Here is a 24,472-nt window from a genome sequence, read left to right as displayed (position 1 = left end):
AAGCCTTTCGGTTAGCTGATTCCCACAAACATGCAGCCCGAGGTGGCGCCGCGCAGGCGGGCGGCCGGCTTGCGGCCGGCTTGAGCCGCCTCGACAGCGCGACGGACGCGAGCGACGGCACGGCCAATCTCATCGGCCTCGAGCAAGGTTCCGTCGACCATAAGACGGCGCACGCCGGCATCGAGCAGCTGCGGAACTTGCGGCGTGAGGTCGATGGGGTAGGCGTCGTACAGGCGTGAGCGGCCGTGGATGTCGGTACGCACCGGCATGACCTTGCCGTCGATATTCTTGAGCGAGAGCTTGCGGGCACGCAGGCGGCAGTTGGCACAATCGTGGATGCAGCCGTTGGCAACCTGCAGAATGCAATGCTCGCTTGTCATGACGCGCGGGCGGCCAAAGACGGTGATGCCCAGAGCCGCGGGCGCGGCGGTGCCGAGCGAGATAATCTCGTCGAGCGTGATCTCGGGCGAGAGCCAAAACGCACCGGCTCCGCGCTCGGCAAGCGCCTCCATGCAGGGCGTGTTGTGCACCGGCAGGCAAGAGCGAATCTCGGCCGTGGCGCCAACCTGGGCGGCCAGGGCAAGCTCAGAGATGTTGCCAATAGCGACCGTGGCGCCGGCAACAACCCATGGGTCAACGCGGACGTGGTCAACGGCGCGGCAGACCTCATCGAGCACGGGTACGATGCCCTGCTCAAACGTATCGGCGGGGGAGAGCTTGGCCGCATCGAGCGCGTCGGTGGTCATGTAGATGCGCGTTGCACCCTCCGCCCGCGCTGCCTCGGCGGCCTCGAGCGAGGTGACGGTGGCGCAGATCTGCGGCTCGTCGCGGTAGTGCTCGGGCGCGGGGCGGGAATCACTGGTGACAATCGCCGGCAGCTCGAGCGTTTTCGCGCGCTCCGCGTACGGCGCCAGAATGGCCTCTTCCAGCGCCTTGCAAGCGGCGGCGCGCACCTTATGTACGGCGGAGAAACCCATGCCACAGCCCTCATCGAGCGCCACCTCAAAGCTCGCAGCCTCAAAGGGAGAGGAACCCATGCGGCCGACGTGCTCAACCAGATCGGACGCCTCGACCGCACGGGTCTTGGCGGCTTCGACGGTAAAGCCCGTGGCCGTGGCCGTAAGCGAAGGGTCGTCGCAGCAGGTGAGCGTAACGGTAAACGGCTCGCCCAGACGCGCCACGACGGACACATCAACAGCTCGGCGGCGCAGCACATCGCGCTTGAGCGCGGCGCCGGCGGCGTCGATGGCACGCTGACTGCGAATCACGCGGACGCGGCAGCCCTCGGGCATGCTGCGGGGTACGCGACATTCGATGACTTCACCGGCTGCGGCATCATCGGCGGCAATGGTGGTCAGGAACTGGTCAAACTCGTTATCGTGGCGAAGCTCCAGCAGGTCGCCCTTGCCCACGGGCTCAAACAGCTCAATACGGGCGATGGCGGCGCGGCGACGGCGGTCGTCGGGCTTGAGGCCGCGCACATCGCGGTTGGCCGGGCGGCTGCCCAGCACCGTGCCCACGATCTGTCCGCGGTTGTTGGAACGCTCATAGCTCATCATCTCGTCGCCCGAGGTGCCGTCCTGATAGGCGTGCGTAAAGTCGCGGTTAAAGCAGCGCTTGAGCTGGCGCTGACGGGCGGCTTCCTCGTCCTTAGAGGTCGAAACATCGGCCAGCATATCGTCAATCTGATGACGATACACGTCGACGATGGAATACACGTAATCGGGAGCCTTCATGCGGCCCTCGAGCTTGAGCGATGCGGCGCCGGCGTCATACAGACGGCGAACAAGCTGCGAAGTGTTGGTGTCGCGCGGGCACAGCGCGCGCTCGCGACCGGCAGGGGAGAGCGAGCGGCCGTTCTCGTCGATCAGCTCGTAAGGCAGGCGACAGGGTTGAGCGCACATGCCGCGGTTGGCCGAGCGGCCCGCCATGGCAAAGCTCGAAAGCAGACACAGGCCAGAGTAGCAAAAGCAGATGGCGCCATGGCTAAAGACCTCAAGGTCCACATCGGGCGCGGCATCGTGAATGGCGGCAATCTCGTCGATGGAAAGCTCGCGCGAGAGGGTCACGCGGTCGGCGCCCTGCTCGCGGCACCAAAGGGTTCCGCGGTCGTCGTGGATGTTCGCCTGGGTCGAGATATGCGTCTCGATGCCGGGCATGGTGCGCTTGACCTCAAAGAACAGGCCCCAGTCCTGGATGATGAAGGCGTCGGCGCCCAGCGTGGAGCAGCGATGGATGAGCTGCAGCGCATCGCTCATCTCGGACTGCTTGATGACGATGTTGACCGTGACGTAGACGCGCGAGCCGGCTAGATGCGCGGCGCGGCAGGCCTGCTCAAAGGCCTCGTCGGTAAAGTTGGTGGCCTTGCGGCGTGCGTTGAAGCTGCCCATGCCGCAGTAGATGGCGTCTGCCCCGGCGGCGAGTGCGGCAGCAAAGGGCTCGGGCCCTCCGGCGGGCGCCAAAAGCTCGGGTCTGCGGTTGGTGGTTCGACTGGCGGTTGCGGTCATATCCTGCCTTTCAAAATGCTCAGATACTCAAAAGTATAGTGGTGCCGTCGCGGCAGGCGATGCCCGTGCTCTAAGCGGGATAAAGTCTTCAGCAGCTTGGACTGGCTGCTCCACATGAGAACCGTTCAGCGGTCCGGGGAAACCGTTGGGCGATAAAATATTCTCGCAGCGTGATAATAATCTTGCATCGCGCGGAAACCTTGAGTACTATCCCAATCAAGCGCGGTGTTCAGACCGAACTGTGCCTCCCGGTGTGAACGCCGCGCTCCCGTTCCCTTTTACTTGTAAGGAGAAAAACATGAGCAAGACCGTCGTGTCTTCCGATAACGCACCCGCAGCCATCGGCCCGTATTCCCCCGGTATCCAGACTGGCAACATGGTGTTCCTGTCCGGCCAGCTGGGCATCGATCCCGCGACCGGCAAGCTGCCCGAGGGTGTCGAGGCCCAGGCCAAGCAGTCCCTCGCCAACGTCGAGGCTCTGCTGACCGCTGCCGGCGCCACGTTTGCCGATGTCGTCAAGACCACGGTCTACCTGGCCGACATCGCCGACTTTGCCGCCGTGAACGTGATCTACGCCTCCAAGTTCGAGGCCCCGTTCCCCGCGCGCAGCGCTTTCCAGGTTGCCGCTCTTCCGGCTGGCGGTCTGGTCGAGATCGAGGTCGTCGCCGCTCTCTAAGGCGTTGGCCACAACTAAACATGACATGCAAAAAGACCCTGCAGCGCGTGCGAGCTGCAGGGTCTTTTGTCAAGCGATGCGACAAAAATGATCCGTTTCCCTTCGTCCCCAAGGGATCACGTTTAGCCCTCCTTGCGGACTTTTTGCAGGTAGCGGTACACGCTGGGCTCCGAGATGCCCAACGCGGTGGCAGCGCAGGCCACGGCGCCCTTGAGCATGAACACCCCGTTGCCGTTGAGGTGGCGAATGACGTCCACGCGGTCGTTCTGACCAAGCGACGCTACATCCAGCCCGCGCGCGCTCAGCAACTCGGCAATGCTGCGGTCGATGAGCTCCTGGGTGGACTCCGAAAGGCTTTCGACCTCGATAGGGGCGGGCTCCGTGCGCGTCGGCGCTGCGTCGAAGCACGCCATGAGCTGCTGCGCCATGGCGTTGATGGAGCGTACGGTCGAGAGGTCGGTGTTGACGCAGAGCATACCGACGATCTCGTCATCCTCGCGGATAAAGAACGTCGCGGACTCCAACGTCTTGCCGCCGGCACCGCGCCCCTCGTAGCCCGTAATAAACGGCAGGTCGCGATACTTGGGGTCGTGCATGATCTTGAGCGCCAGATCGGTGGCGGGACCGCCGATCTTACGGCCGCTCACGATGCCGTTGCGAATATCGACGATGGCGTGGTCGGGATCCGAGAAATCGTGCAGCACGATTTCGCTGTTCTTACCGAGTATCTGCTCCAGGAAATCGACCATCGGCAAAAAGCGGCGTACGGTCTCGTTCACGGGCAACTCCTTTGGGTGAAATCGGAAATGTTCATAACAATTTTTTCTCATGGTAACACGTGTCTATTGACTCGCATATTCGCAGGTACATTGCGTAATACAGACGAACGGTATGATTTTGGCGGTAAACGGTTGACCAAAAGAAAAGTTAGATGTTATTTTGACAAGACACTTTCCTGACCTGCGGAAATGCATTGTCTCAGCTCAAGAATAGTCTGATAACAAAAAATTATTATTGAGAATGAGAATCATCTTTAATACGATATGCAACGAAGGCACAACCTCAACCCCGCACTGCGTCACAATAGAGCGTTAGATGCGAAAACAACTATTTCGAGGATTGGTGGTCAAATGACCCAGGAGACGGTTACGAACGGCACTGAAGCCCTGTTCACTCGTGAAGGCATGCCTCCCGTTAAGGAAATGATCCCGTGTGCCCTTCAGCACGTACTGGCATCGTTTGCCGGCATCATCACCCCGGCTGTCATCATGGCCGGCGTCTACGGCTTTAATAGCCAGCAGAGCACCGACATCATCCAGGTCGCGCTCATTCTTTCGGCGATCGACACGGCCCTTCAGGCCTTTGCCCCCTTCCGTCGCATCGGCGGCGGCCTGCCCATCGTCATGGGCGTTTCGTTCGCGTTCCTCCCGGCCCTGCAGGCCATGGGCGCCTCGGGCTTTAGCTTTGGCGCGCTGTTGGGCGGCGAGATTGTCGGCGGTGCCGTCGCGGTCCTCTTTGGTCTGGCCTACAGCAAGATCAAGTGGCTGTTCCCACCCGTCGTGACCGGTACGGTCATCTTCTCCATCGGCGTTTCGCTGTATCCCACGGCCGTCAAGTATATGGCCGGCGGTATGGGTACGCCACTGTGGGGCACCCCGCAGGCCTGGTGCGTCGCTCTTATCACCTTCGCCGTGGTCTTTGCGCTCGCCAACTTTGGCAAGGGCACGCTCAAGCTGGGATCCGTGTTCTTTGGCATGATCGTTGGCATGATCGTCTCCATCCCCTTTGGCATGATCGACTTCTCAAGCGTCGCCACCGCTCAGGTCTTCGCCCTTCCCAAGCTCATGCCCTATGCGCTCGAGTTTGATCCCGAGGTCTGCATTACCCTCGCCGTCGTGTTCCCCATGGTTGCCATCCAGGTTATCGGCGACGTCTCCGCCGCCTGCCTGGGCTCCATCGACCGTATGCCCACCGAGCGCGAGCTCTCCGGCGCTATCGTGTCCCAGGGCCTCACCTCTATGGTCGGCGGCCTGCTGGGCGGTCTTCCCACCAGCGCCCTTGGCCAGAACGTGGGCATCATCTGCTCCAACAAGGTCGTCAACAAGTGGGTCTTTGTGATCATCGCGGCCGTCTTTGCCATCGCCGGTCTGTTCCCGCAGCTCTCTGCCGTCCTTTCCGCTATCCCGCAGCCCGTCATCGGCGGCGCGACCGTCGGCGTCTTTGGCACCATTACCATGAACGGCGTGCGCATGTTCACCCGCGAGGGCCTCACGCAGCGCACTACCACCATCGTCGGTACCTCCGTCGTCTTTGGCCTGGGTATCTGGATGGCCAGCGGTTGCCTTGCCGGCGAGGGTATGCCCGCCTGGGTGTCCACCGTCATCGGCTCCAATGCCGTAACCCCCACCGCCATCATGGCCATCGTCCTTAACCTGATTCTTCCGCAGACGCCGGTCGTGGCTCAGCACATCGATGCTGCCAAGGACGCTGCCGTGGATCTGGTCTTGCCCGAGAGCAAGAAGTAACCAATTCGGTGCTATTCGTCGGCGGACGCATCGCCTCGTCCGCCGACGTCATGCGGCGTCAAGCCGCACTTCAAAGGGTTTGTCCCTTTGGTGAAGCGTTGACGGGAGAGGGCCCGTTTCCGGTGTAGGCCGGCGCTTCGCACTCCGCCATGTCAGAGGTGTCAAACCCCGCCTCTGATGTTGAAGGGAGCATCCATGCTTCTGGTCGCTAACGGTTCCGTTTTTACCCGCAACGCTCAGACCCCGTTTATTCCAAACGGTGCGGTCGCCATTGACGGAGATACGATCGTCGAAGTGGGCCCCGAGTGCGAGCTCAAGGTCAAGTACCCGGATGCCGAGTACGTCGACGCCCAGGGCAACCTCATCATGCCCGGACTCATCAATTGCCACACCCACATCTACTCGGGTCTGGCTCGCGGCCTTGCCATTAAGGGCTGCAACCCCACCAACTTCCTGGAGAATCTTGAGCAGCAGTGGTGGAAGATCGATGACAACCTGACGCTCGACGGCACCAAGGCCAGCGCCTATGCCACGATTCTGGACTCCATCCGCGATGGCGTCACAACGATCTTCGATCACCACGCGAGCTTCTGCGAGATCCCAGGCAGCCTCTTTACCATTAAGGATGCAGCTCAGGAGCTGGGCATGCGTTCGTGCCTGTGCTACGAGGTCTCCGACCGCCGCGGCCAGGAAAAATGCGACCAGGCCATTGCCGAGAACGCCGAGTTTGCCCAGTGGGCCGCCAAGGAGCGTCGCGATAACGACAATCACATGATCGCCGCCATGTTTGGCGGTCACGCCACCTTTACGCTTTCGGACGAGACCATGGACAAGATGGCCGAGGCCAACAACGGCCTGACCGGCTTCCACATCCATGTGTGCGAGGGCATGAATGACGTGTGGGACTCCCGTCTCAACCGTGGTGGCATCAGCCCCGTCGAGCGCCTGCTGCAGCACAATCTGCTGGGTCCCGACACCATGCTCGGCCACTGCATCCACGTGACGCCCGCCGAGATGGATATCGTCAAGGAGTCCGGCACCTGGCTGGTCAACAACCCCGAATCCAATATGGGCAACGCCGTGGGCTGCGCTCCCGTGCTCGAGTTCTTCCGCCGCGGCATCCCCGTGTGCATGGGCACCGACGCCTACACCCACGATATGCTCGAGAGCCTCAAGGTCTTCCTGATCATTCAGCGCCACAACGCCGCCATGCCCAACGTGGGCTGGTGCGAGGCCATGACCATGCTGTTCGAGAACAACGCCAAGATGGCGAGCAAGTACTTCGATCGCAAGCTCGGTGTGCTCGAGGCCGGTGCTGCCGCCGACGTCATCGTTATGGACTACAAGCCCTTTACGCCGCTGAGCGAGGAGAACATCGACGGCCATATGCTCTTTGGCATGATGGGCAAAAATTGCCGCACCACCATCATCAACGGCCGCGTCCTGTACAAGGATCGCGAGTTCGTTGGCATTGATGAGGACAAGATCAACGCGTGGACCATGGCCGAGTCCAAGAAGCTCTGGAGCACGCTCAACGATCGCGCCTACTAATTACAAGTAGATTTGCGCGCGTCAGATGTTTCGCCGCATCCGACGCGCGTATAGGCGACCTCCGCGGGGTCGCCGGCGCTGTGCTAGCGCTACACCGTATTTGCGCCCGCCGCGCGGTCTCGCCGGGCGTTACAGAGAGGAGCTCACTATGAGCGACATCATGAGGCCGATCCCGTTTTCGCAGCTGATGAACTGGATCATCGAGGAGCACAAGACTCAGGGCGCCGTCTTTGGCGTGCGCAAGATGGCCACGACCAACCAGGAGGGCGCGCTTCCCATTTTTGACGAGCGCATCGAGACTCCGTTTGGCCCGGCCGCCGGCCCCAATACACAGCTTGCCCAGAACATCGTGGCCTCTTATGTGGCCGGTTCTCGCTTCTTTGAGCTCAAGACCGTCCAGGTTATGGACGGCGAGGAGCTTTCCCGTTGCGTCAACAAGCCCTGCATCGTGGCGCAGGACGAGTGCTACAACTGCGAGTGGTCGACCGAGCTCGAGGTTCCGCAGGCCTTTGCCGAGTACGTGAAGGCATGGTTCGCCTGCCACCTGATCGCTCGCGAGTACGGCCTGGGTAGCCCGGACGGCTTTGTCTTCAATATGTCCGTGGGCTATGACCTGGAGGGCATCAAGAGCCCCAAGGTCGACGCCTACATCGAGGGCATGAAGGACGCCAGCGGATCTGACGTCTGGAACGAGTGTCGCACATGGGCGCTCGCCAATCTGGACCAGTTTGAGCATGTCGATGCCGCGTTTGTCGAGTCCATTCCGGCGCGCGTCTCCAACTCTATCACCGAGTCTACCCTGCACGGTTGCCCGCCAGCGGAGATCGAGCGCATCGCGACCTATCTGATCACCGAGAAGGGCCTCAACACCTACATCAAGTGCAACCCCACGCTGCTGGGCTATGAGTTTGCCCGCCAGCGTCTGAATGAGCTGGGCTTTGACTACATCGTCTTCGACGATACGCACTTCCGCGAGGACCTGCAGTGGGCCGACGCCGTGCCCATGTTCGAGCGCCTGATTGCCCTGTGCGCCGAGCGCGGCCTGGAGTTTGGCGTCAAGCTGACCAACACGTTCCCCGTCGACGTGACGAGGAACGAGCTGCCTTCTACCGAGATGTACATGTCGGGCCGTTCGCTGTTCTCGCTGACCATCGAGGCTGCTCGCCGCATTACCGAGCAGTTCGATGGCAAGCTGCGCATCAGCTACTCCGGCGGCGCCACGGCCTACAACATCCGCGCCCTGTATGACGCCGGCATTTGGCCCGTCACCCTGGCGACCGACGTGCTCAAGCCCGGTGGCTACGAGCGCTTTAGCCAGATGGCCGGCGAGTTTGCCGACCTGGACGGCAAGCCGTTTGAGGGCATCTCGCTCGAGGCCGTGACCGCGATCCAGGCCGACTCGCTCACCAACCCGCTCTACAAGAAGCCGCTGCGCCCGCTGCCCGACCGCAAGGTCGCTGGCAAGAGCCCGCTTTCCGACTGCTTTACCACGCCGTGCCGCACGGGCTGCCCCATCCAGCAGGATATTCCCGCCTACCTGGCGGCTGTTGACGAGGGCCGCTACGAGGACGCGCTCAACATTGTCATCGAGCGCAACGCCCTGCCGTTCATTACCGGCACCATCTGCCCGCATCCCTGCGGCCGTGCCTGCGAGCGTGCGTTCTACGAGCCCGAGGGCGCCCAGATCCGCGCCAGCAAGCTCAAGGCCGCCCGCGAGGCCATGACCGCCGTGCTGCCCAAGCTGCGCTCCCAGGCTATTGCCAACGACGGCGAGCGCAACGTTGCCGTTATCGGCGGCGGCCCGGCCGGTCTGGCGACGGCGTTCTTCCTGACGCGCGCCGGCGTGCCCGTCACCATCTTTGAGGCCCGCGATTCGCTCGGCGGCGTGGTCCGTCACGTGATTCCCGAGTTCCGTATTGCGAGCGACGATATCTCCCACGACGCCGAGCTTTGCCTGGCCTTTGGTGCGAAGGTGCAGCTCAACGCTCGCGTGGAGTCCATTGACGAGCTCAAGGCCCAGGGCTTTACCGACGTGGTCGTGGCCACCGGTGCCTGGATGCCCGGGTCTGCAGGCTTGGGCGAGGACGCCGAGCTCGACGTGCTGGAGTTCCTCGAGGCCGCCAAGAAGGGCGAGAAGCTCGAGCTGGGCGAGGACGTCGTGGTCATTGGCGCCGGCAACACCGCCATGGACGCGGCCCGCGTGGCCAAGCGCATGGCTGGCGTGAAGAACGTGCGCCTGGTGTATCGCCGCACCAAGAAGCAGATGCCCGCCGACGAGGAAGAGCTCGATCTTGCTCTTGCCGACGGCGTTGAGTTCTGCGAGCTGCTGGCACCCAAGACACTCAACGGCGCCGTACTGACCTGCGACGTTATGGAGCTGGGCGAGCCGGATGCAAGCGGCCGTCGCAGCCCCGTCGCCACGGGCGAGACCGTCGAGCTTTCCGCCACTACGGTAATCTGCGCCGTGGGCGAGGGCATCGATGCCAGCCTGTACGATGCCGCGGGCGTCGAGCACGACCGTTGCGGCCGCCTTGCCGCCACCTCCACCGGCGTCGAGGGCGTCTGGGCTGCAGGTGACTGCCGTCGCGGTCCGGCCACCGTGGTCGAGGCTATTGCCGACGCCGCCGAGGTCGCCCGTGCCATCGCTGGCGTGGACTTTAACAAGTACGCCGACCAGAATGCTCAGGCCGGTCGCGAGGACGCCTGCTACGAGCGCAAGGGGTCGCTGTGCCGCGACAAGCGCAATTGCACCAAGACCCGCTGCCTGGGCTGCGGCTCGGTGTGCGAGGTCTGCTGCGACGTGTGCCCCAACCGCGCCAACGTGGCAATTAAGGTGCCGGGCCTGGCCAAGCATCAGGTCGTCCATGTCGACGGCATGTGCAACGAGTGCGGCAACTGCGCCGTGTTCTGCCCCTACCAGGAGGGTCGTCCCTACAAGGACAAGCTCACCCTGTTCTGGAGCGATCAGGACATGGAGAACTCCGAGAACGAGGGCTTCCTGGCCGTGGACGAGGACCACTTTAAGGTTCGCGTCGCCGGCACGGTCCGCACCGTCTCGGTCGATGCCGTCAACACCGGTCTGCCCGAGGCCGTCCGCCTGACCATCAAGGCCGTGCGCGACAGCTATCCGTATCTCCTTAAGAAATAGGCGAGTCTCTTATGGCCAAATCCATTCAACATAACGTGGCCTACGTTGCCTGCGGAAGCGGTTGCGCCTCCGCAGGCGGCGACGCCCGCTGCAGCGAAGGCTGCATTGGCTGTGGCGCCTGTGTCGCGGCCTGCCCCCACGGTGCCATTGCGCTGGTCGATGGCATCGCCCGCGTGGACCGCTCCAGGTGCACGGGCTGTGGCCTGTGCGGCATGGCGTGCCCGCAGCGCGTGATTGCCTTCGTTCCCGGCTACCAGAACATCCTGGTGCGCTGCAACAACACCGACAAGGGCGCCATTGCGCGCAAGATCTGCGACACGAGCTGCATCGGTTGCGGCATGTGCGTCAAAAAGTGCCCTGCCGGCGCTATCCGCATCGAGGACAACTGCGCCCATATCGACGGCGCGGACTGCCTGTCGTGTGGCATGTGCGCTGTCGTCTGCCCGCATGGCGCCATCCACGACCGCACCGGCATCGCCGCCGGCGTGTAGAAGGGAATCACCATGGCACAGGAATTCACTTTTACCGTTAACGGCGTCGAGCGCACGACGACCCAAAACAAACCGCTGCTGCGCTACCTGCGCGACGACCTGCACATCCATTCCGCCAAGGACGGCTGCTCCGAGGGTGCTTGCGGCACCTGCACCATTCATGTGGACGGTGCGGCCGTCAAGGCCTGCGTGCTGACCACCGCCCTTGCCGCCGGCCGCAACATCGTGACTGTCGAGGGCCTGCCCGAGGACGTGCGCGAGGCCTTTGTGTACGCCTTTGGCGCCGTGGGCGCCGTGCAGTGCGGTTTTTGCATCCCCGGTATGGTCATGGCAGGCGCGGCGCTGATCGCCGAGGACCCCGAGCCCACCGAGGAGCAGATCAAGTACGCCATCCGCGGCAACGTCTGCCGCTGCACCGGCTACAAGAAGATCATCGAGGGCATTTCGCTGGCCGCTGCGGTGCTCCGCGGCGAAAAGCAGATCGACGAGGATCTGGAGCGCGGAGACGACTACGGCGTGGGCAAGCGCGCCTTCCGTATCGACGTGCGCAAGAAGGTGCTCGGTGAGGGCAAGTATCCCGACGACATCGACGAGCTCGATCAGCCGGGCCTGACCTACGCCAGCGCCGTGCGCTCCAAGTATCCGCGCGCCCGCGTGCTCTCCATCGATACCTCCAAGGCCGAGGCCCTGCCCGGTGTGGTGGGCATCTTGCGCGCCGAGGACGTGCCGGTCAACCAGGTCGGCCACCTTATCCAGGACTGGGACGTCATGATCGCCCAGGGCGATATCACCCGCTGCGTGGGCGATGCCATCGTGCTGGTGGTTGCCGAGGACGAGGCGACGCTCGAGAAGGCCAAGAAGCTCGTAAAGATCGATTACGAGCCGCTGGAGCCCGTGCGTAACATTGTCGAGGCCAGGGCTGCCGACGCCCCGCGCCTGCACGACAGCTTCTTTGCCTTTGGCAACACGGTGGAGCTCAAGGACAACGTGTGCCAGAGCCGTCACGTGACGCGCGGCGACGCCGCCAAGGCGCTGGCAGAGAGCGCGTTTACCGTGACACAGCGCTTTACCACGCCCTTTACCGAGCATGCCTTCTTGGAGCCCGAGTGCGCCGTCGCCTTCCCGTACAAGAACGGCGTCAAGGTGCAGTCGACCGACCAGGGTGCCTACGACACGCGCAAAGAGTGTGCTCACATGTTTGGCTGGGACAGCGAGCCCGAGCGCGTGGTCGTCGAGACCATGCTCGTGGGTGGCGGCTTTGGCGGCAAGGAGGACGTTTCGGTCCAGCATCTGGCCGCGCTTGCTGCCTATAAGCTCCAGCGTCCTGTGAAGTGCAAACTCACGCGTGCCGAGTCGCTCGCGTTCCATCCTAAGCGCCATGCCATGGACGGTACCTTTACGCTGGGTTGCGACGCCGAGGGCAACTTTACCGGCCTTGATTGCGAGATCAACTTTGATACCGGCGCCTACGCTTCGCTGTGCGGCCCGGTGCTCGAGCGCGCCTGTACGCACGCCGTTGGCCCCTACAAGTACCAGAACACCGACATTCGCGGCTTTGGCTACTACACCAACAACCCGCCCGCCGGCGCGTACCGCGGCTTTGGCGTTTGCCAGTCCGAGTTTGCGCTCGAGAGCTTGATCGACTTGCTGGCAGAGAAGGTCGGCCTGGACCCGTGGGAGATTCGTTACAGAAACGCCATCGAGCCGGGCGAGGTTTTGCCCAACGGCCAGATTGCCGACTGCTCCACGGCGCTGAAGGAGACGCTGCTTGAGGTCAAGGATGCCTACTATGCGCATCCCGGACACGCCGGTATCGCTTGCGCCATGAAGAACGCCGGCGTGGGCGTGGGCCTGCCCGATGCCGGCCGCTGCAAGATTCGCGTCGAGGATGGCCGCGCCGTGGTCTACGCCGCCACGTCCGACATCGGCCAGGGCTGCAACACGGTCTTTTTGCAGGACGTTGCCGAGGCGTGCGGTCTGCCGCTGAGCTGCATTGCCAATGGCGAGTGCTCCACCGAGAACGCTCCCGACTCCGGCACCACGTCTGGCTCGCGTCAGACGGTCGTGACCGGCGAGGCCGTGCGCGGCGCCGCCTTCCTGCTGCGCGATGCCATGGTTGGCATCGAGGCCGGCAAGCCTGCGCCTACCGCCCCGGTGAGCGCCCATGGTGATGGCGTCAAGATCGAGTACGACGACGGTCGTGCCTATCAGCTGCGCACGCAGGAACTCGTCGCCGGCCAGGGCATGCATCCTCAAGATCCCGCGGCCGCCATCAAGGCGCTCGAGGGATGCGAGTTTGGCTACGTGTATCTGGAGCCGACCGACAAACTGGGCGCCGACGTCCCCAACCCCAAGAGCCACATCTGCTACGGCTTTGCCACGCATGTGGTCATTCTGGATGATGACGGCCGCGTGAGCGAGGTCTATGCCGCGCACGATTCCGGCAAGGTGGTCAACCCCATCTCCATCCAGGGTCAGATCGAAGGCGGCGTGCTCATGGGTATGGGCTATGCGCTTACCGAGGATTGGCCGCTCAAGGACTGCGTGCCCCAGGCGAGGTACGGTACGCTCGGGCTGTTCCGTGCGCCCGAGATTCCGGATATCCACGCCATCTACGTGGAGAAGGACGAACTGCTGCCCGTGGCATATGGCGGCAAGGGCATTGGCGAGATCGCAACGATCCCCACGGCGCCCGCCGTGCAGAACGCCTATCGCGCGTTTGACGGCAAGCTGCGTCCGGATCTGCCCATGGTGGATACGCCCTACAGCCGCGCCCGTCACCGCGGGTAGGGTAGGGCGTGGACGGCCATTACTGACGGGCTGTCCATGCTCAGCATCAACTGCATATGCTGCGCCTTTGGCCCCGGCTCCATCGCGAGCCGGGGCCTTTTGCTTGGAGCGGAGGCAGCATCCCGTAATTCGGGCAATCCGGTGGTCAGGGGTTGAGCGAGCGTTGCGCTAAGGATGCCAAGCGTAAAACCTTCAATGAAAATAGCGTAAAAACTGCATCTGTCATGGCGTAAAAACTACATTGAAAGTAGCGTAAAATCCGCATTGAAAATGGCGTAATTTCGCATATCGCGTGATCGCCCGAGCTTGCACAGGCCTTTTGCGAGCTCTTGCCATGAACGAGAGCCAGGCCGTCACGTACAAGACGCTCATAAAGGACGCCTCGTACGGTGAGGCGGGCCCCGACGAGAGGACCATCGCTGCGTACTTGGACCTCTTCAACAGGCTCAAGCTGACCGAGGACCTGTGCGGATGGGAGCCGCCTATGCGCTCGAAGGCCCGCGTTCGCGTGCGCCCCAAGCGCTACTTCTGCGACCCGTCACTTGCGGCGGCGTTGCTGGGGGCTACCCCTGAGCGGCTGCTTGGCGATATGCAAACGCTGGGGATGCTCTTTGAGAACCTCGTTCTGCGCGACGTGCGCGTGTTCCTTTCCACCTACGGCGGTGTCGACAACAGTGTCCATTATTTCCGAGATGAGAAGGGCCTTGAGGTCGATCTGATCGTTGAGCACGACGGGCGCTGGGGAGCCATTGAGGTCAAGCTGAGTGATGCGAAAGCAGACGATGGAGCGAGAAATCTCAAGGCGCTGGAGAGGAAAGTGCTCTCCAATCCTGCCGCCCAGAATGCCGCGCCGGCGTTTTTGGCGGTCGTGGTTGGAAAGGGGAGCATTGCCTACACACGCGACGACGGCGTGGCGGTGATCCCCGTGGCGGCTCTTGGGGCGTAGTGGTTTTGCGGGCGTGCCGTGCTTCCTTTACCGAAAATCCATTTGGTAAACCAGATGCTCGCGGATAGAATAAAGTCGACGGCAGCCCAAGTTCTGGAGAGCTGGGCAGCGCCGTTGCTTGGTCAAGAGGTCAGTGCCTTAATGGCAGTGACTTGTTATGCTTCGAATGCTGCTTGAGTGCCTCGGAAAGTTCGATAAGCGCCGTGAAGAGCAAGACCAAAGCAACCAAGAGCTCTGTGAGCTCTGATGGGCCCGGGATGACCGCTGATTCAAGTCACCGGGCCTAAATCTTTTTCATGCATTTGAATAGAGCGGGCAACTCCCTTGGGGGCCGTCTGTGTGGCGAGTGCCTGGCGCATGGCATTGCGTCCCGCTTTCATGTCCGCGCGGGCGTCTATCCTTACGGCAATGTAGCCGCCTATGTAGCAAACGGCAGGCAACGGAGAAAGGCCCTAACCGTGTCAGCTGAAAAGACGCCGTGTATCTCGGCTATCGATACGACGAACTTTGCGCGCCAGATTGTGCTGGACTTTGAGTTTGCGCCGGTGCCAAAGCAGCGCCAGCGCCGTGGACTGCGCAACGAGATTATCGAGGTCGGCGCCGTCAAGCTCGATTACCGCGGCAACGTTATGGGCGAGTTCTCACAGTTTGTGCAGACGGAATTTACCGAAGGCGTTGCGTATCCCGTCCGCGAGCTTACGGGGATATCGGCCGTGGACACCGCGATGGCCGATCCGCTCTACGTGGTGATCAAAAGGCTCAGCGATTGGATCGGTCGCTACTCCGCCCAGGTGGTCTGTTGGAGCGGGGCGGATCGTCGACAGCTTTTGACCGAGTGCCAGGCAAAGCATATCGATCTTTCCGTATTTCCTACGGACTGGGCCGACCTGCAGGCGTTTTACACCTCGATTATGGATGTGGGCAGCCACGGGTGCGTCTCTTTGAGTGACGCGGTGACGTGGTTTGGCATCGAGTTCGACGAGTCGACGGGCCATGCCCACAGCGCTCTGGCCGATGCACGCGTGACCGCCAAGCTGCTCAAGCAGATGATGGAGGGGGACTATCGCGTGAGTCCGCACGCCCAGGAGATCCGCCAGCGGTGGGGGATGGGCGAGCGAGCCCAGACGTGCCTCTCCAGCAAGTGCCCCGAACTGGGCGACCTGCTGCTGAAGCTGAAGGCGGAGGGGAGGTAGGCCTTTTGAGAACGCCATTCGGTTTGGCATGGCGGGGCTGTAAGCGCGACTCCGCCCTGCTGTTTGAATCGAAGCGTCAATCAGTATGACGAGCTGTCTGGTCTGTCTGCCTACACCCTCGCGATTCCGCGCGCCGCGCTCAGCAGCTCGTATTCCCTCTGGCTCCATTGGTGCAGCTCGGCCGCGTCGACGGCATCGCGACACAGATCCAGGAATACCTTGGCGCTCTCGCAGAAGCACTCGCGAGCAAAGTCACCCGAGCCGTCCGCGATGCACTCGCCGTCGGCAAACAGCTTCCAACTCGACGGCTCGCGCGAGTCGTCTCCAAGCAGCTTGATCTTCAACACATGTGGATTGCCAGCAGCACAGAGCTCTTCCTCGAGCTTCTGAACCGTAAAGCGCATCTGGTGGGAGAGGCTGTTCTTGACCATGGCCGAGGCATAGCCTCTCGGCTCGTCCAGAAGATGTATTTGTTTTGGCTTGGCTGCCAGGTTGTGGAAGTTGCGCTCGCTGCGCACAGAGAAATTGTCCATACGGACTCCTTTCATCGATGTTGGCAGGGCCACCGTGCCTCTTGGCCGGTTGGCGTCGGGATCGTGGAGCCAACTCTCTACCCCGACTCTGGATAAAACGCGCCCGCTCCTTGCGGACAAGAGGAAGTCTATCAGCGCGCGCGGACACAAATCAAGCGCCGCCTGCGAAATGATGTACAGACGGCGCTTGATTGCGCGGCAATTATTCGGCAAACATCCGGAAAAGTGTCGAAATCAGCCGTAAAATAGTACGAAAAAGTGTCAAATTCGAGCCGCCCAAATTACGGAAAAGTGTCGAAATAAGCACCTAGCAACCACGGAAAAGTGTATCCTAGTGCTAAAACAGCACGTAATAAGGGGTACGCTTATGCTACAGAGAAAAGCGAAAGCACAGTTTGAATCTTGGCTTGCCTCGTCGCCTAACAAGGCTCTTTTGGTCAAGGGCGCCCGACAGGTGGGAAAGTCATATTTAGTCAGCGTCTTTGCAAACGAATCGTTCGAAAATGTCGTGACGTTCGACCTTATCGCCGACGCGTCCGTGCGCGATTCGTTTTTGGCGGCAAAAAGCGCGGATGACCTGCTCATGCGCATGTCTATCGCTGCGACGCAGCCGATGGTTGCGAACAAGACCGTTGTGGTTATCGACGAGGTGCAGCGATGCCCCAACGTGGTGACGTTTATCAAATACCTGGTCCAGCGCGGCGACTTTCGATACATCCTTACCGGATCGCTCCTTGGCGTTGAGCTCGAGGGCATCGATTCCCTGCCGGTGGGGTATGTCGAGCAGGTCCAGATGTACCCGCTCGACTTTGAGGAGTTTTGCTGGGCAAATGGCGTTGGTGCCAGCGTGTTTGACATGCTCAGGGGCTGTCTAAAGGATGAAGGGGAGCTCCCCGGCTATCTGTATGACCGCTTGCTCAATCTGTTCCATCAGTATGTGGTGGTGGGAGGCATGCCCGATGCGGTCAATTCCTTCTTGGCGACGCGCAATGTCGACGAGGTTCGAAACATCCATCGTGATCTTCACGCCCTGTATCGCGATGACATCGCAAAGTACGCTCCGCCTGAGCTACGCTTGGTTATTCGCGATATCTATGATCTGATTCCCAGCGAGGCCGGCTCCAAAAACAAGCGATTCAAACTGTCATCGATTAACGGTGTCAAACGTTTTTCGCAGGTGACAGATCATTTTCTCTGGCTATCGGAGGCGGGTGTCGCGCTTCCCGTGTATAACATAACGGCGCCCGTGGCACCCCTTTTATTGGGGGAGCAACGAAATCTGTTCAAGCTGTTTTACTTGGACACCGGAATGCTCATGTCGTCGTATTCCAAAAGGGTCGCCCAAGGCGTTTTTGATGGGGAGGCGGAAGACGCCTTTGGCATGAACATGGGGGCGGCGTTTGAGGGCTTCGTTGCCCAAGAGCTCAAAGCCCACGGATTCAGATTGCGCTACTTTACGTCTAAAAAAGTCGGCGAGCTCGATTTTGTGGAGGAGACGCTCGATGGGGAGGTCCTTGCCATCGAGGTCAAGTCGGGCAAGAGCTTTAAGTCCCATGCGGCGCTTGACAACGCGCTCGCGACGAAGGGCTACGGAATCGATCGCGCCCTGGTACTTGCGGAATGTAATCTTCACCGCGATGGTGACGTGCTGTATCTGCCCATCTTTATGGCAGGGCTTTTGGAGCCGTAACATGCCGCCGGCTCTTCCGGCCCTCCCTTAACCCTCGCTACTCGTCGTCTCCGTCGTTGGGGTCGCCCTTGAGGGTGTTGATGTCCAGATACTCGTTATCGTCCTCTTTTTGCTGGGTCTCCGACTCCGCTTGGGTGGGGCCGGAGAACAGCCGGAATCCCTCAAACGCAATGACACCGAGCAGGGCAATGACAATGGCGATAAAGGCAACCTTGACTGCCTGCGGAAATTCCGAAAAACGCAGCGCCTTTTCCTCGGCATAATAATCGGCGAAGCGCTCTTCGCCCGTGCTTTTGGTATACGCCGGCGCGGACGCGGCCTCCGGGTCATATTCCGGTGCAGGCGTGGCAGCGTACGGATCGTTGAGATAATCGCTCGATGCGGTGCCATAATCCTCGGTCTCGATGCGATCGGTGCCAGCATAGCCATCGGAATAATCGGAATATGCCGCACCGCCCTCATAGTCCGCGGCGCTCGTGTTGGCGGCAAAAAGCGGGTTAACTGGAACGTCGAGCGCCGGCATGTCGGTAGAGGTCTCATCCAGATCGGCTGCAGCCCAGGAATCGTAGGCAACCTGATGGGCAACGGGCTCATCGAGCCTTGTGACCGGAGGCTTGCGTGCCGCAGGAACAGGCAACTGCTGGGCGCTGTACATAACGGTGCTGTCGGCCGATTTGCCCTGCGTCGCTGCAGCGAGAAATGCCGCCGTCTCGGACGGGTCGCTTGCGGGGCGGGGAGTGGGTGTGGGCGCCGAAATGGGTGCGGGCGTAGACGCGGGCGTCGAAACAGGCGGCTGCGCAGGAGTCGGCGCAGATGCGGGCTTAGGCGCAAGTGCGGGATTGGGGCTTGACAGGCGAGCCCCACCGCCCATGAGTTCGTCGGCGGTCCACGGGCGATCATCCATCACGTCGTCAAGGCTCAGCGAAAACAGGTCGTCTTCACCCTCATCGAACATGCGGTGCACATGTCCACCAATTGCCGGAATCAATCCGCGACCGGTGCATGATGCCTTGCTCAACGCCATTCTGTTCCACCCTTTCGAAATACTAATGACATCGATTATATGGAACTTTCCAAGCGGCTCGGTCTTGGATTCATGCTTTCCAGAACTCGCGCCCAAAAGGGGAGGGGCAATCCAGGCGAGTGCCTACTTGTCGCCTGCTGCCGCCTTGGCCTCATTGAGGTAGCTATAGAAGCTGTATTTGGAGATGCCAAAGAACTCGCAGGCGCGCTCGCTCGACTTGGAAATGAGGAAGGCGCCGCGACGGTCGAGGTAGCCAATGGCACGAATGCGCTCGTCTTTGGTCATGAGCGCCGCGGGCTTGCCCACAAACTGCTCGCACTCGTGCAGCAGGTCCTCGAGCAGGTCGCCGATGTTCTTGGTAATGGGCTCGGGCTCGGTGTAGCCCGTGCCGCCGGTGCCGGTAAAGGCATCGAGCGAGCGCTCAAAAGCCTTCATGAGCGTAATGTCAAAGTTAATGCCCAAAATGCCGACGGGCTTGCCCTCGTCGTTGCGGATAAAGATCGTCGACGATTTGAGCAGCTTGCCATCGGCGGTTTTGGTGAGGTACGGCTCGCGGTCGTGCACGTCGGCGGTGCCCTCATGCATGGATTCAAGCACAATATGGCTGGGGCCGTCACCCAGTTTGCGCCCGCTGACGTGGCCGTTTTCGATCACTACGATGGAGCGGTCCACGTCCTCGGTCTCCAGGTCGTGGACGACGATTTCGCAGTTGGGGCCAAATTGGAGCGCCAGGCCGTGTGCAAGGCGCTTATAAAACTCAATCTGTGCGGGGGTCATGGGTGCCTTCCTAAAAATTAGTTTGGGCTCACTTTGCCATAAACCACACTTGTTCGCAAATAACGAAAGCGTCGCTGCGTTATGTGACCGTTCGGCGGCGAAAAGGTACCGATTACGGCAACAAACAATTTGTTATGTTTTCCAATCAAAAAGTGTGATAGAACAGTGCTAACAAACTTTTTGTTTGGCATCCACATAAAAGTTCAGCCGTGTGAATGGGATCGGGCTGAAACGCGTATGCGGGGGCCGGCAAGAGAGAACTTAAGGAGTTCACCGTATGGCCGATAAGATCCAGTGGGCGGGCAACACGATGCCCAAGAGCGATGACAAGCACTTGGGAATCATGAGCCTCGACCACGTGAAGAAGGCCCGCGCCTTCCACCAGTCGTTCCCCCAGTACACCGTCACTCCGCTTGCCCGCCTGGATGGCCAGGCCGCGCGCCTGGGCCTGTCCAACCTGTGCGTTAAGGACGAGAGCTATCGCTTTGGCCTCAACGCCTTTAAGGTCCTGGGCGGTTCGTTTGCCATGGCCAACTACATTGCCGACGAGACCGGCAAGGACGTTGCCGAGTGCACCTTCGATTACCTGACCTCCGATCAGCTTGCCAAGGACTTTGGCCAGGCCACCTTCTTTACCGCCACCGACGGCAACCATGGCCGCGGCGTGGCATGGGCTGCCAACAAGCTGGGCCAGAAGGCCGTCGTGCACATGCCCAAGGGTTCCACCAAGCCCCGCTTCGATAACATTGCCGCCGAGGGCGCCACGGTGACCATCGAAGAGGTCAACTACGACGAGTGCGTGCGCATGGCCGCCGCCGAGGCCGACGCCTGCGAGCGCGGCGTCATCGTTCAGGACACCGCCTGGGAGGGCTACGAGAAGATCCCGTCCTGGATCATGGAGGGTTACGGCACCATGGCTTCCGAGGCTGCCGAGCAGCTGCGCGAGATGGCTATCAACCGCCCGACGCACGTCTTTGTCCAGGCTGGCGTGGGCTCGCTGGCCGGCGCCGTGGTGGGCTACTTCACCAACCTGTATCCCGATAACCCGCCCACCTTCGTCGTGGTTGAGTGCGCACCGGCCGCCTGCCTGTACAAGGGCGCTGCCGCCGGCGACGGCGACCCGCGTATCGTGGACGGCGACATGCCCTCCATCATGGCCGGCCTGTGCTGCGGCGAGCCCAACATCCTTGGCTGGGATATCCTGCGCAACCACACCACCGCCTTCGTGTCCTGCCCCGACTGGGTCACCGCTCGCGGCATGCGCACCCTGGGCGCTCCCGAGAAGGGCGACCCGCGCGTCATCTCCGGCGAGTCCGGCGCCGTGACCACCGGCCTGGTCGAGACCCTCATGCTCGATCCCGAGTACGCCGAGCTCAAAGAGCTCATCGGTCTGGACAAGACAAGCTCCGTGCTCTGCTTCTCCACGGAAGGTGACACGGACCCGGATCAGTACCGTCGCATCGTCTGGGAGGGCGAGTACCCCACTTGCTAGCAGACTGACCTGTCCGGAGGCAGCCGGAGGACTTTACTCCCTGCTCGGACAGTCCTGCTCGCACGGAGAGCACATTAAGTGCTCTCCGGCTCGTGCGGAACTCGCGACGGAGCAAAGTCCTCCGTCCGCCTCCTATGGTTACTTGCTTGTGGGGTGCTCAACCTCACGCCGCTTGGCACAAGTGATCTATCTGAAATATCTACCTGTAGGTAAACCCTTGTAGAAAGGTTGACTGTTATGACTAAAGAACTCGATTTTGATGCCATTAAGGCTGCGGCTGAGTCCCATCGTGCTGATATGACGCGTTTTCTTCGCGCAATGATTAGCCACCCCTCTGAGTCTTGCGAGGAGGGTGAGGTTGTCGCTTGCATCAAGGCCGAGATGGAGAGCCTTGGCTATGACGAGGTCAAGGTCGACGGCCTGGGCAACGTTATGGGCTTTATGGGCGAGGGCGACAAGATCATCGCCATCGACTCCCACATCGACACCGTCGGTATCGGCAACATCGAGAACTGGGATGCCGATCCCTATGAGGGCTACGAAACCGACGAGATCATCTACGGCCGCGGCGGCTCCGACCAGGAGGGCGGCATGGCTTCTGCTACCTATGCTGCCAAGATGATGAAGGACATGGGCCTCATCCCCGAGGGCTACAAGATCATGGTCGTCGGCACCGTCCAGGAAGAGGACTGCGACGGCATGTGCTGGCAGTACATCTACAACAAGGACGGCATTAAGCCCGAGTTCGTCATTTCCACTGAGCCCACCGACGGCGGCATCTATCGCGGTCACCGCGGCCGCATGGAGATCCGCGTCGACGTTCACGGCACCTCCTGCCACGGTTCCGCTCCCGACCGCGGCGACAACGCCATCTACAAGATGGCCGACATCATCGCCGACGTCCGCGCCCTCAACAACAACGGCTGCGACGAGTCGACCGACATCAAGGGCCTCGTCAAGATGCTCGACCCCAAGTACAACCCCGAGCACTTTGAGGACGCCCGCTTCCTGGGCCGCGGCACCTGCACCGTCAGCCAGATCTTCTACACCAGCCCCAGCCGCTGCGCTGTCGCTGACTCCTGCGCCATCTCCATCGACCGTCGCATGACCGCCGGCGAGACCTGGGAGTCCTGCCTGGACGAGATCCGCAACCTGCCGGCCGCCAAGAAGTACGGCGACGACGTGAAGGTCTCCATGTACATGTACGACCGTCCGTCCTGGACCGGCGAGGTCTACGAGACCGAGGCTTACTTCCCCACGTGGATCAACAAGGAGACCGCTCCGCACGTCAAGGCCCTCGTCGACGCCCACAAGGCCATGTTCGGTGACGAGCGCATCGGCTGCGAGCCCAGCATGGACAAGCGCACCGGCCGTCCGCTGTGCGACAAGTGGACCTTCTCCACGAACTGCGTTTCCATCCAGGGCCGCTATGGCATCCCCTGCGTTGGCTTTGGCCCGGGTGCCGAGTCTCAGGCTCACGCTCCCAACGAGGTCACCTACAAGGACGACCTGGTCACCGCTGCCGCCATGTATGTTGCTGCTTTGAACCTCTACGATCCGAGCCAGGCCGATGGCGACGCTACCGTGTTCCGCGCTGGTCTGACCAACAACAAGATCGACTAGTCCCATTCCTCGATCTTGTTGAGCCGGGGACAGCCTGTGTCCCCGGCACCCCCTGTTGACTTGGGGCCCGCGGTCGTTATCTCCCATGCTTCCTCAACGGTAGCGGGTCCTCGTCATAGCGCTCTGCATGTTCTAGCCACACGCGCATGCCGGAGCACATCTACTCATTGCGATCGTTTCATCTATGGAAAGGATATTTACATGGACGCCAAGTTTACCGAGCTCGTCGAGCAGCTGAACGGCCTCGATTTTAAGGGCATGTACGGCAGCGACTTCCTGCACACCTGGGATAAGACCACCGATGAGCTCAAGGCTCTCTACATCGTTGCCGACGCCCTGCGCGAGCTGCGTGAGAACAACGTTTCGTCCAAGATCTTCGACTCGGGCCTGGCCGTCTCCCTGTTCCGCGACAACTCCACCCGTACGCGCTTCTCCTTCTCTAAGGCCGCCAACCTGCTCGGCCTCGAGCTGCAGGACCTGGACGAGAAGAAGTCCCAGATCGCTCACGGCGAGACCGTCCGCGAGACCGCTACCATGATCTCCTTCATGGCCGACGTCATCGGCATCCGCGACGACATGTACATCGGCAAGGGCGACGCCTACATGGCCGAGGTCTCCGAGTCTGTCCAGCAGGCCTACGAGGACGGCGTTCTGGATCACCGTCCCACGCTCATCTCCCTGCAGTCCGACTCCGATCACCCCACGCAGTCCTCTGCCGACATGCTCTACCTCATCAACGAGTTTGGCGGTCTTGAGAACCTCAAGGGCAAGAAGGTTGCCGTCACCTGGGCCTATTCGCCCTCTTACGGCAAGCCGCTGTCCTGCCCGCAGTCGCTGATCAGCCTGCTGCCCCGCTTTGGCATGGACGTCACCCTGGCCCACCCCGAGGGCTACGACCTCATGCCCGAGGTCGTCGAGCGCGCCAAGGGCTATGCCGCCGAGTCCGGCACCACCTTTAAGCAGGTCAACACCATGGCCGAGGCCTTCGAGGGCGCCGACATCGTGATCCCCAAGAGCTGGGCTCCGTTTGCCGCCATGGAGAAGCGTACCAACCTGTACGCCGAGGGCGACGACGCCGGCATCGCAGCGCTCGAGAAGGAGCTGCTCGCTCAGAACGCCACCCATCAGGACTGGTGCTCCACGACCGAGCTCATGGAGAAGACCGCCAACGGCCAGGACACCATCTTTATGCACCCGCTGCCCGCCGACATCTCCGGTGTCTCCTGCGAGCACGGCGAGGTCAACGCCGACGTCTTTGACATGCACCGCGTGGGCATGTACAAGGAGGCCAGCTACAAGCCGTACGCCATCGCAGCCATGATGTTCCTGCAGAAGGTTGCCGATCCCGCCGCTACCCTCAAGGCCCTCGACGAGCGCAACACCGCCCGTTGGTTCCAGGCCTAAAGCCGCGCTGGGGTAAGCCATGTAAAGGGGGCGCTCTGCCAACCGGCGGGGTGCCCCTTTTTGCATCGTGGGCGTGCGGGATAAGCGCTTTCGATGTAGATG

The 24,472-nt window shown here is 61.5% G+C and carries 17 protein-coding genes and 1 riboswitch; of the genes, 12 read left to right on the top strand and 5 right to left on the bottom strand.

Annotation, left to right across the window (positions count from 1 at the left end):
• Positions 1 to 11 precede the first annotated feature (11 nt).
• Positions 12 to 2,507, bottom strand: a complete 2,496-nt coding sequence (locus DXC99_RS02955; RefSeq protein WP_117629216.1) for a U32 family peptidase — start codon at positions 2,505 to 2,507, stop codon at positions 12 to 14.
• 298 nt (positions 2,508 to 2,805) lie between these two features.
• Here DXC99_RS02955 and DXC99_RS02950 point away from each other — a divergent pair, with 298 nt between their 5' ends.
• Positions 2,806 to 3,183 (top strand): Rid family detoxifying hydrolase, encoded by a 378-nt coding sequence (locus DXC99_RS02950; RefSeq protein WP_117629215.1) that lies wholly within the window; start codon positions 2,806 to 2,808, stop codon positions 3,181 to 3,183.
• A 122-nt stretch (positions 3,184 to 3,305) separates the two neighbouring features.
• On the opposite strand, the gene DXC99_RS02945 is transcribed toward DXC99_RS02950, so the two are convergent.
• Positions 3,306 to 3,962, bottom strand: coding sequence for a transcriptional regulator (locus DXC99_RS02945; RefSeq protein ID WP_233505654.1), 657 nt, complete (start codon positions 3,960 to 3,962; stop codon positions 3,306 to 3,308).
• Positions 3,963 to 4,313: 351 nt separating this feature from the next.
• Here DXC99_RS02945 and DXC99_RS02940 point away from each other — a divergent pair, with 351 nt between their 5' ends.
• From DXC99_RS02940 to DXC99_RS02910, 7 genes are all read left to right on the top strand, one after another.
• Entirely contained in the window at positions 4,314 to 5,708 is a 1,395-nt protein-coding gene (locus DXC99_RS02940) for a uracil-xanthine permease family protein (protein ID WP_055285183.1), read from the top strand.
• 195 nt (positions 5,709 to 5,903) lie between these two features.
• Positions 5,904 to 7,259 carry a putative aminohydrolase SsnA gene (gene ssnA, locus DXC99_RS02935; RefSeq protein ID WP_117583057.1) on the top strand — a complete coding sequence of 452 codons (1,356 nt, stop codon included), beginning with the start codon at positions 5,904 to 5,906 and terminating at the stop codon, positions 7,257 to 7,259.
• A gap of 148 nt (positions 7,260 to 7,407) precedes the next feature.
• Positions 7,408 to 10,407, top strand: coding sequence for a putative selenate reductase subunit YgfK (gene ygfK, locus DXC99_RS02930; protein ID WP_117629214.1), 3,000 nt, complete (start codon positions 7,408 to 7,410; stop codon positions 10,405 to 10,407).
• Between the two features lie 11 nt (positions 10,408 to 10,418).
• The gene (locus DXC99_RS02925) at positions 10,419 to 10,898 is read left to right on the top strand and encodes a 4Fe-4S binding protein (protein WP_117629213.1); all 480 of its coding nucleotides are present in this window, start codon (positions 10,419 to 10,421) and stop codon (positions 10,896 to 10,898) included.
• A 12-nt stretch (positions 10,899 to 10,910) separates the two neighbouring features.
• A complete protein-coding gene (gene xdh, locus DXC99_RS02920) occupies positions 10,911 to 13,688 on the top strand; it encodes a selenium-dependent xanthine dehydrogenase (protein WP_117629212.1) in 2,778 nt (925 codons plus the stop codon).
• A gap of 334 nt (positions 13,689 to 14,022) precedes the next feature.
• Positions 14,023 to 14,634 carry an ATP-binding protein gene (locus tag DXC99_RS02915; protein WP_233505653.1) on the top strand — a complete coding sequence of 204 codons (612 nt, stop codon included), beginning with the start codon at positions 14,023 to 14,025 and terminating at the stop codon, positions 14,632 to 14,634.
• A gap of 458 nt (positions 14,635 to 15,092) precedes the next feature.
• Entirely contained in the window at positions 15,093 to 15,827 is a 735-nt protein-coding gene (locus DXC99_RS02910; RefSeq protein ID WP_158551621.1) for a 3'-5' exonuclease, read from the top strand.
• Between the two features lie 110 nt (positions 15,828 to 15,937).
• Here DXC99_RS02910 and DXC99_RS02905 read toward each other — a convergent pair whose 3' ends face one another.
• Positions 15,938 to 16,360 (bottom strand): hypothetical protein, encoded by a 423-nt coding sequence (locus tag DXC99_RS02905; protein WP_117629210.1) that lies wholly within the window; start codon positions 16,358 to 16,360, stop codon positions 15,938 to 15,940.
• 8 nt (positions 16,361 to 16,368) lie between these two features.
• Positions 16,369 to 16,459, bottom strand: a riboswitch (SAM riboswitch).
• A 268-nt stretch (positions 16,460 to 16,727) separates the two neighbouring features.
• Between DXC99_RS02905 and DXC99_RS02900 the strand changes: the two genes are divergently transcribed.
• The gene (locus tag DXC99_RS02900) at positions 16,728 to 18,050 is read left to right on the top strand and encodes an ATP-binding protein (protein WP_117629209.1); all 1,323 of its coding nucleotides are present in this window, start codon (positions 16,728 to 16,730) and stop codon (positions 18,048 to 18,050) included.
• Between the two features lie 37 nt (positions 18,051 to 18,087).
• Here the strand turns inward: DXC99_RS02900 and DXC99_RS02895 are convergent, their stop codons facing one another.
• Together DXC99_RS02895 and DXC99_RS02890 are read right to left on the bottom strand one after the other, a co-directional pair.
• Positions 18,088 to 19,074 (bottom strand): hypothetical protein, encoded by a 987-nt coding sequence (locus DXC99_RS02895; protein WP_117629208.1) that lies wholly within the window; start codon positions 19,072 to 19,074, stop codon positions 18,088 to 18,090.
• A gap of 123 nt (positions 19,075 to 19,197) precedes the next feature.
• Entirely contained in the window at positions 19,198 to 19,851 is a 654-nt protein-coding gene (locus DXC99_RS02890; RefSeq protein ID WP_117629207.1) for a transcriptional regulator, read from the bottom strand.
• 277 nt (positions 19,852 to 20,128) lie between these two features.
• Between DXC99_RS02890 and dpaL the strand changes: the two genes are divergently transcribed.
• The 3 genes from dpaL (at position 20,129) to ygeW (ending at position 24,370) form a co-directional block, all read left to right on the top strand.
• Positions 20,129 to 21,343: a diaminopropionate ammonia-lyase gene (gene dpaL, locus DXC99_RS02885; protein WP_055252227.1), complete on the top strand. Its 1,215-nt coding sequence runs from the start codon at positions 20,129 to 20,131 to the stop codon at positions 21,341 to 21,343.
• Positions 21,344 to 21,580: 237 nt separating this feature from the next.
• Positions 21,581 to 22,966 carry a YgeY family selenium metabolism-linked hydrolase gene (locus DXC99_RS02880; protein ID WP_099432046.1) on the top strand — a complete coding sequence of 462 codons (1,386 nt, stop codon included), beginning with the start codon at positions 21,581 to 21,583 and terminating at the stop codon, positions 22,964 to 22,966.
• Between the two features lie 201 nt (positions 22,967 to 23,167).
• Positions 23,168 to 24,370 (top strand): knotted carbamoyltransferase YgeW, encoded by a 1,203-nt coding sequence (ygeW, locus tag DXC99_RS02875; RefSeq protein WP_055252229.1) that lies wholly within the window; start codon positions 23,168 to 23,170, stop codon positions 24,368 to 24,370.
• The last annotated feature ends 102 nt before the right edge of the window (positions 24,371 to 24,472 follow it).

It is taken from the genome of Collinsella sp. TF10-11AT, from assembly GCF_003437565.1.
Lineage (GTDB): Bacteria > Actinomycetota > Coriobacteriia > Coriobacteriales > Coriobacteriaceae > Collinsella.
Note: the sequence above shows the minus strand (reverse complement) of the source record. Positions and strands in the feature narration are given on the sequence as shown.

Excerpts from the sequence above, each read along its gene's own strand:
- DXC99_RS02955 (WP_117629216.1), bottom strand. The coding sequence starts at position 2,507 with ATGACCGCAACCGCCAGTCGAACCACCAACCGCAGACCCGAGCTTTTG.
- DXC99_RS02950 (WP_117629215.1), top strand. The coding sequence starts at position 2,806 with ATGAGCAAGACCGTCGTGTCTTCCGATAACGCACCCGCAGCCATCGGC.
- DXC99_RS02940 (WP_055285183.1), top strand. The coding sequence starts at position 4,314 with ATGACCCAGGAGACGGTTACGAACGGCACTGAAGCCCTGTTCACTCGT.
- ssnA (WP_117583057.1), top strand. The coding sequence starts at position 5,904 with ATGCTTCTGGTCGCTAACGGTTCCGTTTTTACCCGCAACGCTCAGACC.
- ygfK (WP_117629214.1), top strand. The coding sequence starts at position 7,408 with ATGAGCGACATCATGAGGCCGATCCCGTTTTCGCAGCTGATGAACTGG.
- DXC99_RS02925 (WP_117629213.1), top strand. The coding sequence starts at position 10,419 with ATGGCCAAATCCATTCAACATAACGTGGCCTACGTTGCCTGCGGAAGC.
- xdh (WP_117629212.1), top strand. The coding sequence starts at position 10,911 with ATGGCACAGGAATTCACTTTTACCGTTAACGGCGTCGAGCGCACGACG.
- DXC99_RS02915 (WP_233505653.1), top strand. The coding sequence starts at position 14,023 with ATGAACGAGAGCCAGGCCGTCACGTACAAGACGCTCATAAAGGACGCC.
- DXC99_RS02905 (WP_117629210.1), bottom strand. The coding sequence starts at position 16,360 with ATGGACAATTTCTCTGTGCGCAGCGAGCGCAACTTCCACAACCTGGCA.
- DXC99_RS02900 (WP_117629209.1), top strand. The coding sequence starts at position 16,728 with ATGCTACAGAGAAAAGCGAAAGCACAGTTTGAATCTTGGCTTGCCTCG.
- DXC99_RS02895 (WP_117629208.1), bottom strand. The coding sequence starts at position 19,074 with ATGGCGTTGAGCAAGGCATCATGCACCGGTCGCGGATTGATTCCGGCA.
- DXC99_RS02890 (WP_117629207.1), bottom strand. The coding sequence starts at position 19,851 with ATGACCCCCGCACAGATTGAGTTTTATAAGCGCCTTGCACACGGCCTG.
- dpaL (WP_055252227.1), top strand. The coding sequence starts at position 20,129 with ATGGCCGATAAGATCCAGTGGGCGGGCAACACGATGCCCAAGAGCGAT.
- DXC99_RS02880 (WP_099432046.1), top strand. The coding sequence starts at position 21,581 with ATGACTAAAGAACTCGATTTTGATGCCATTAAGGCTGCGGCTGAGTCC.
- ygeW (WP_055252229.1), top strand. The coding sequence starts at position 23,168 with ATGGACGCCAAGTTTACCGAGCTCGTCGAGCAGCTGAACGGCCTCGAT.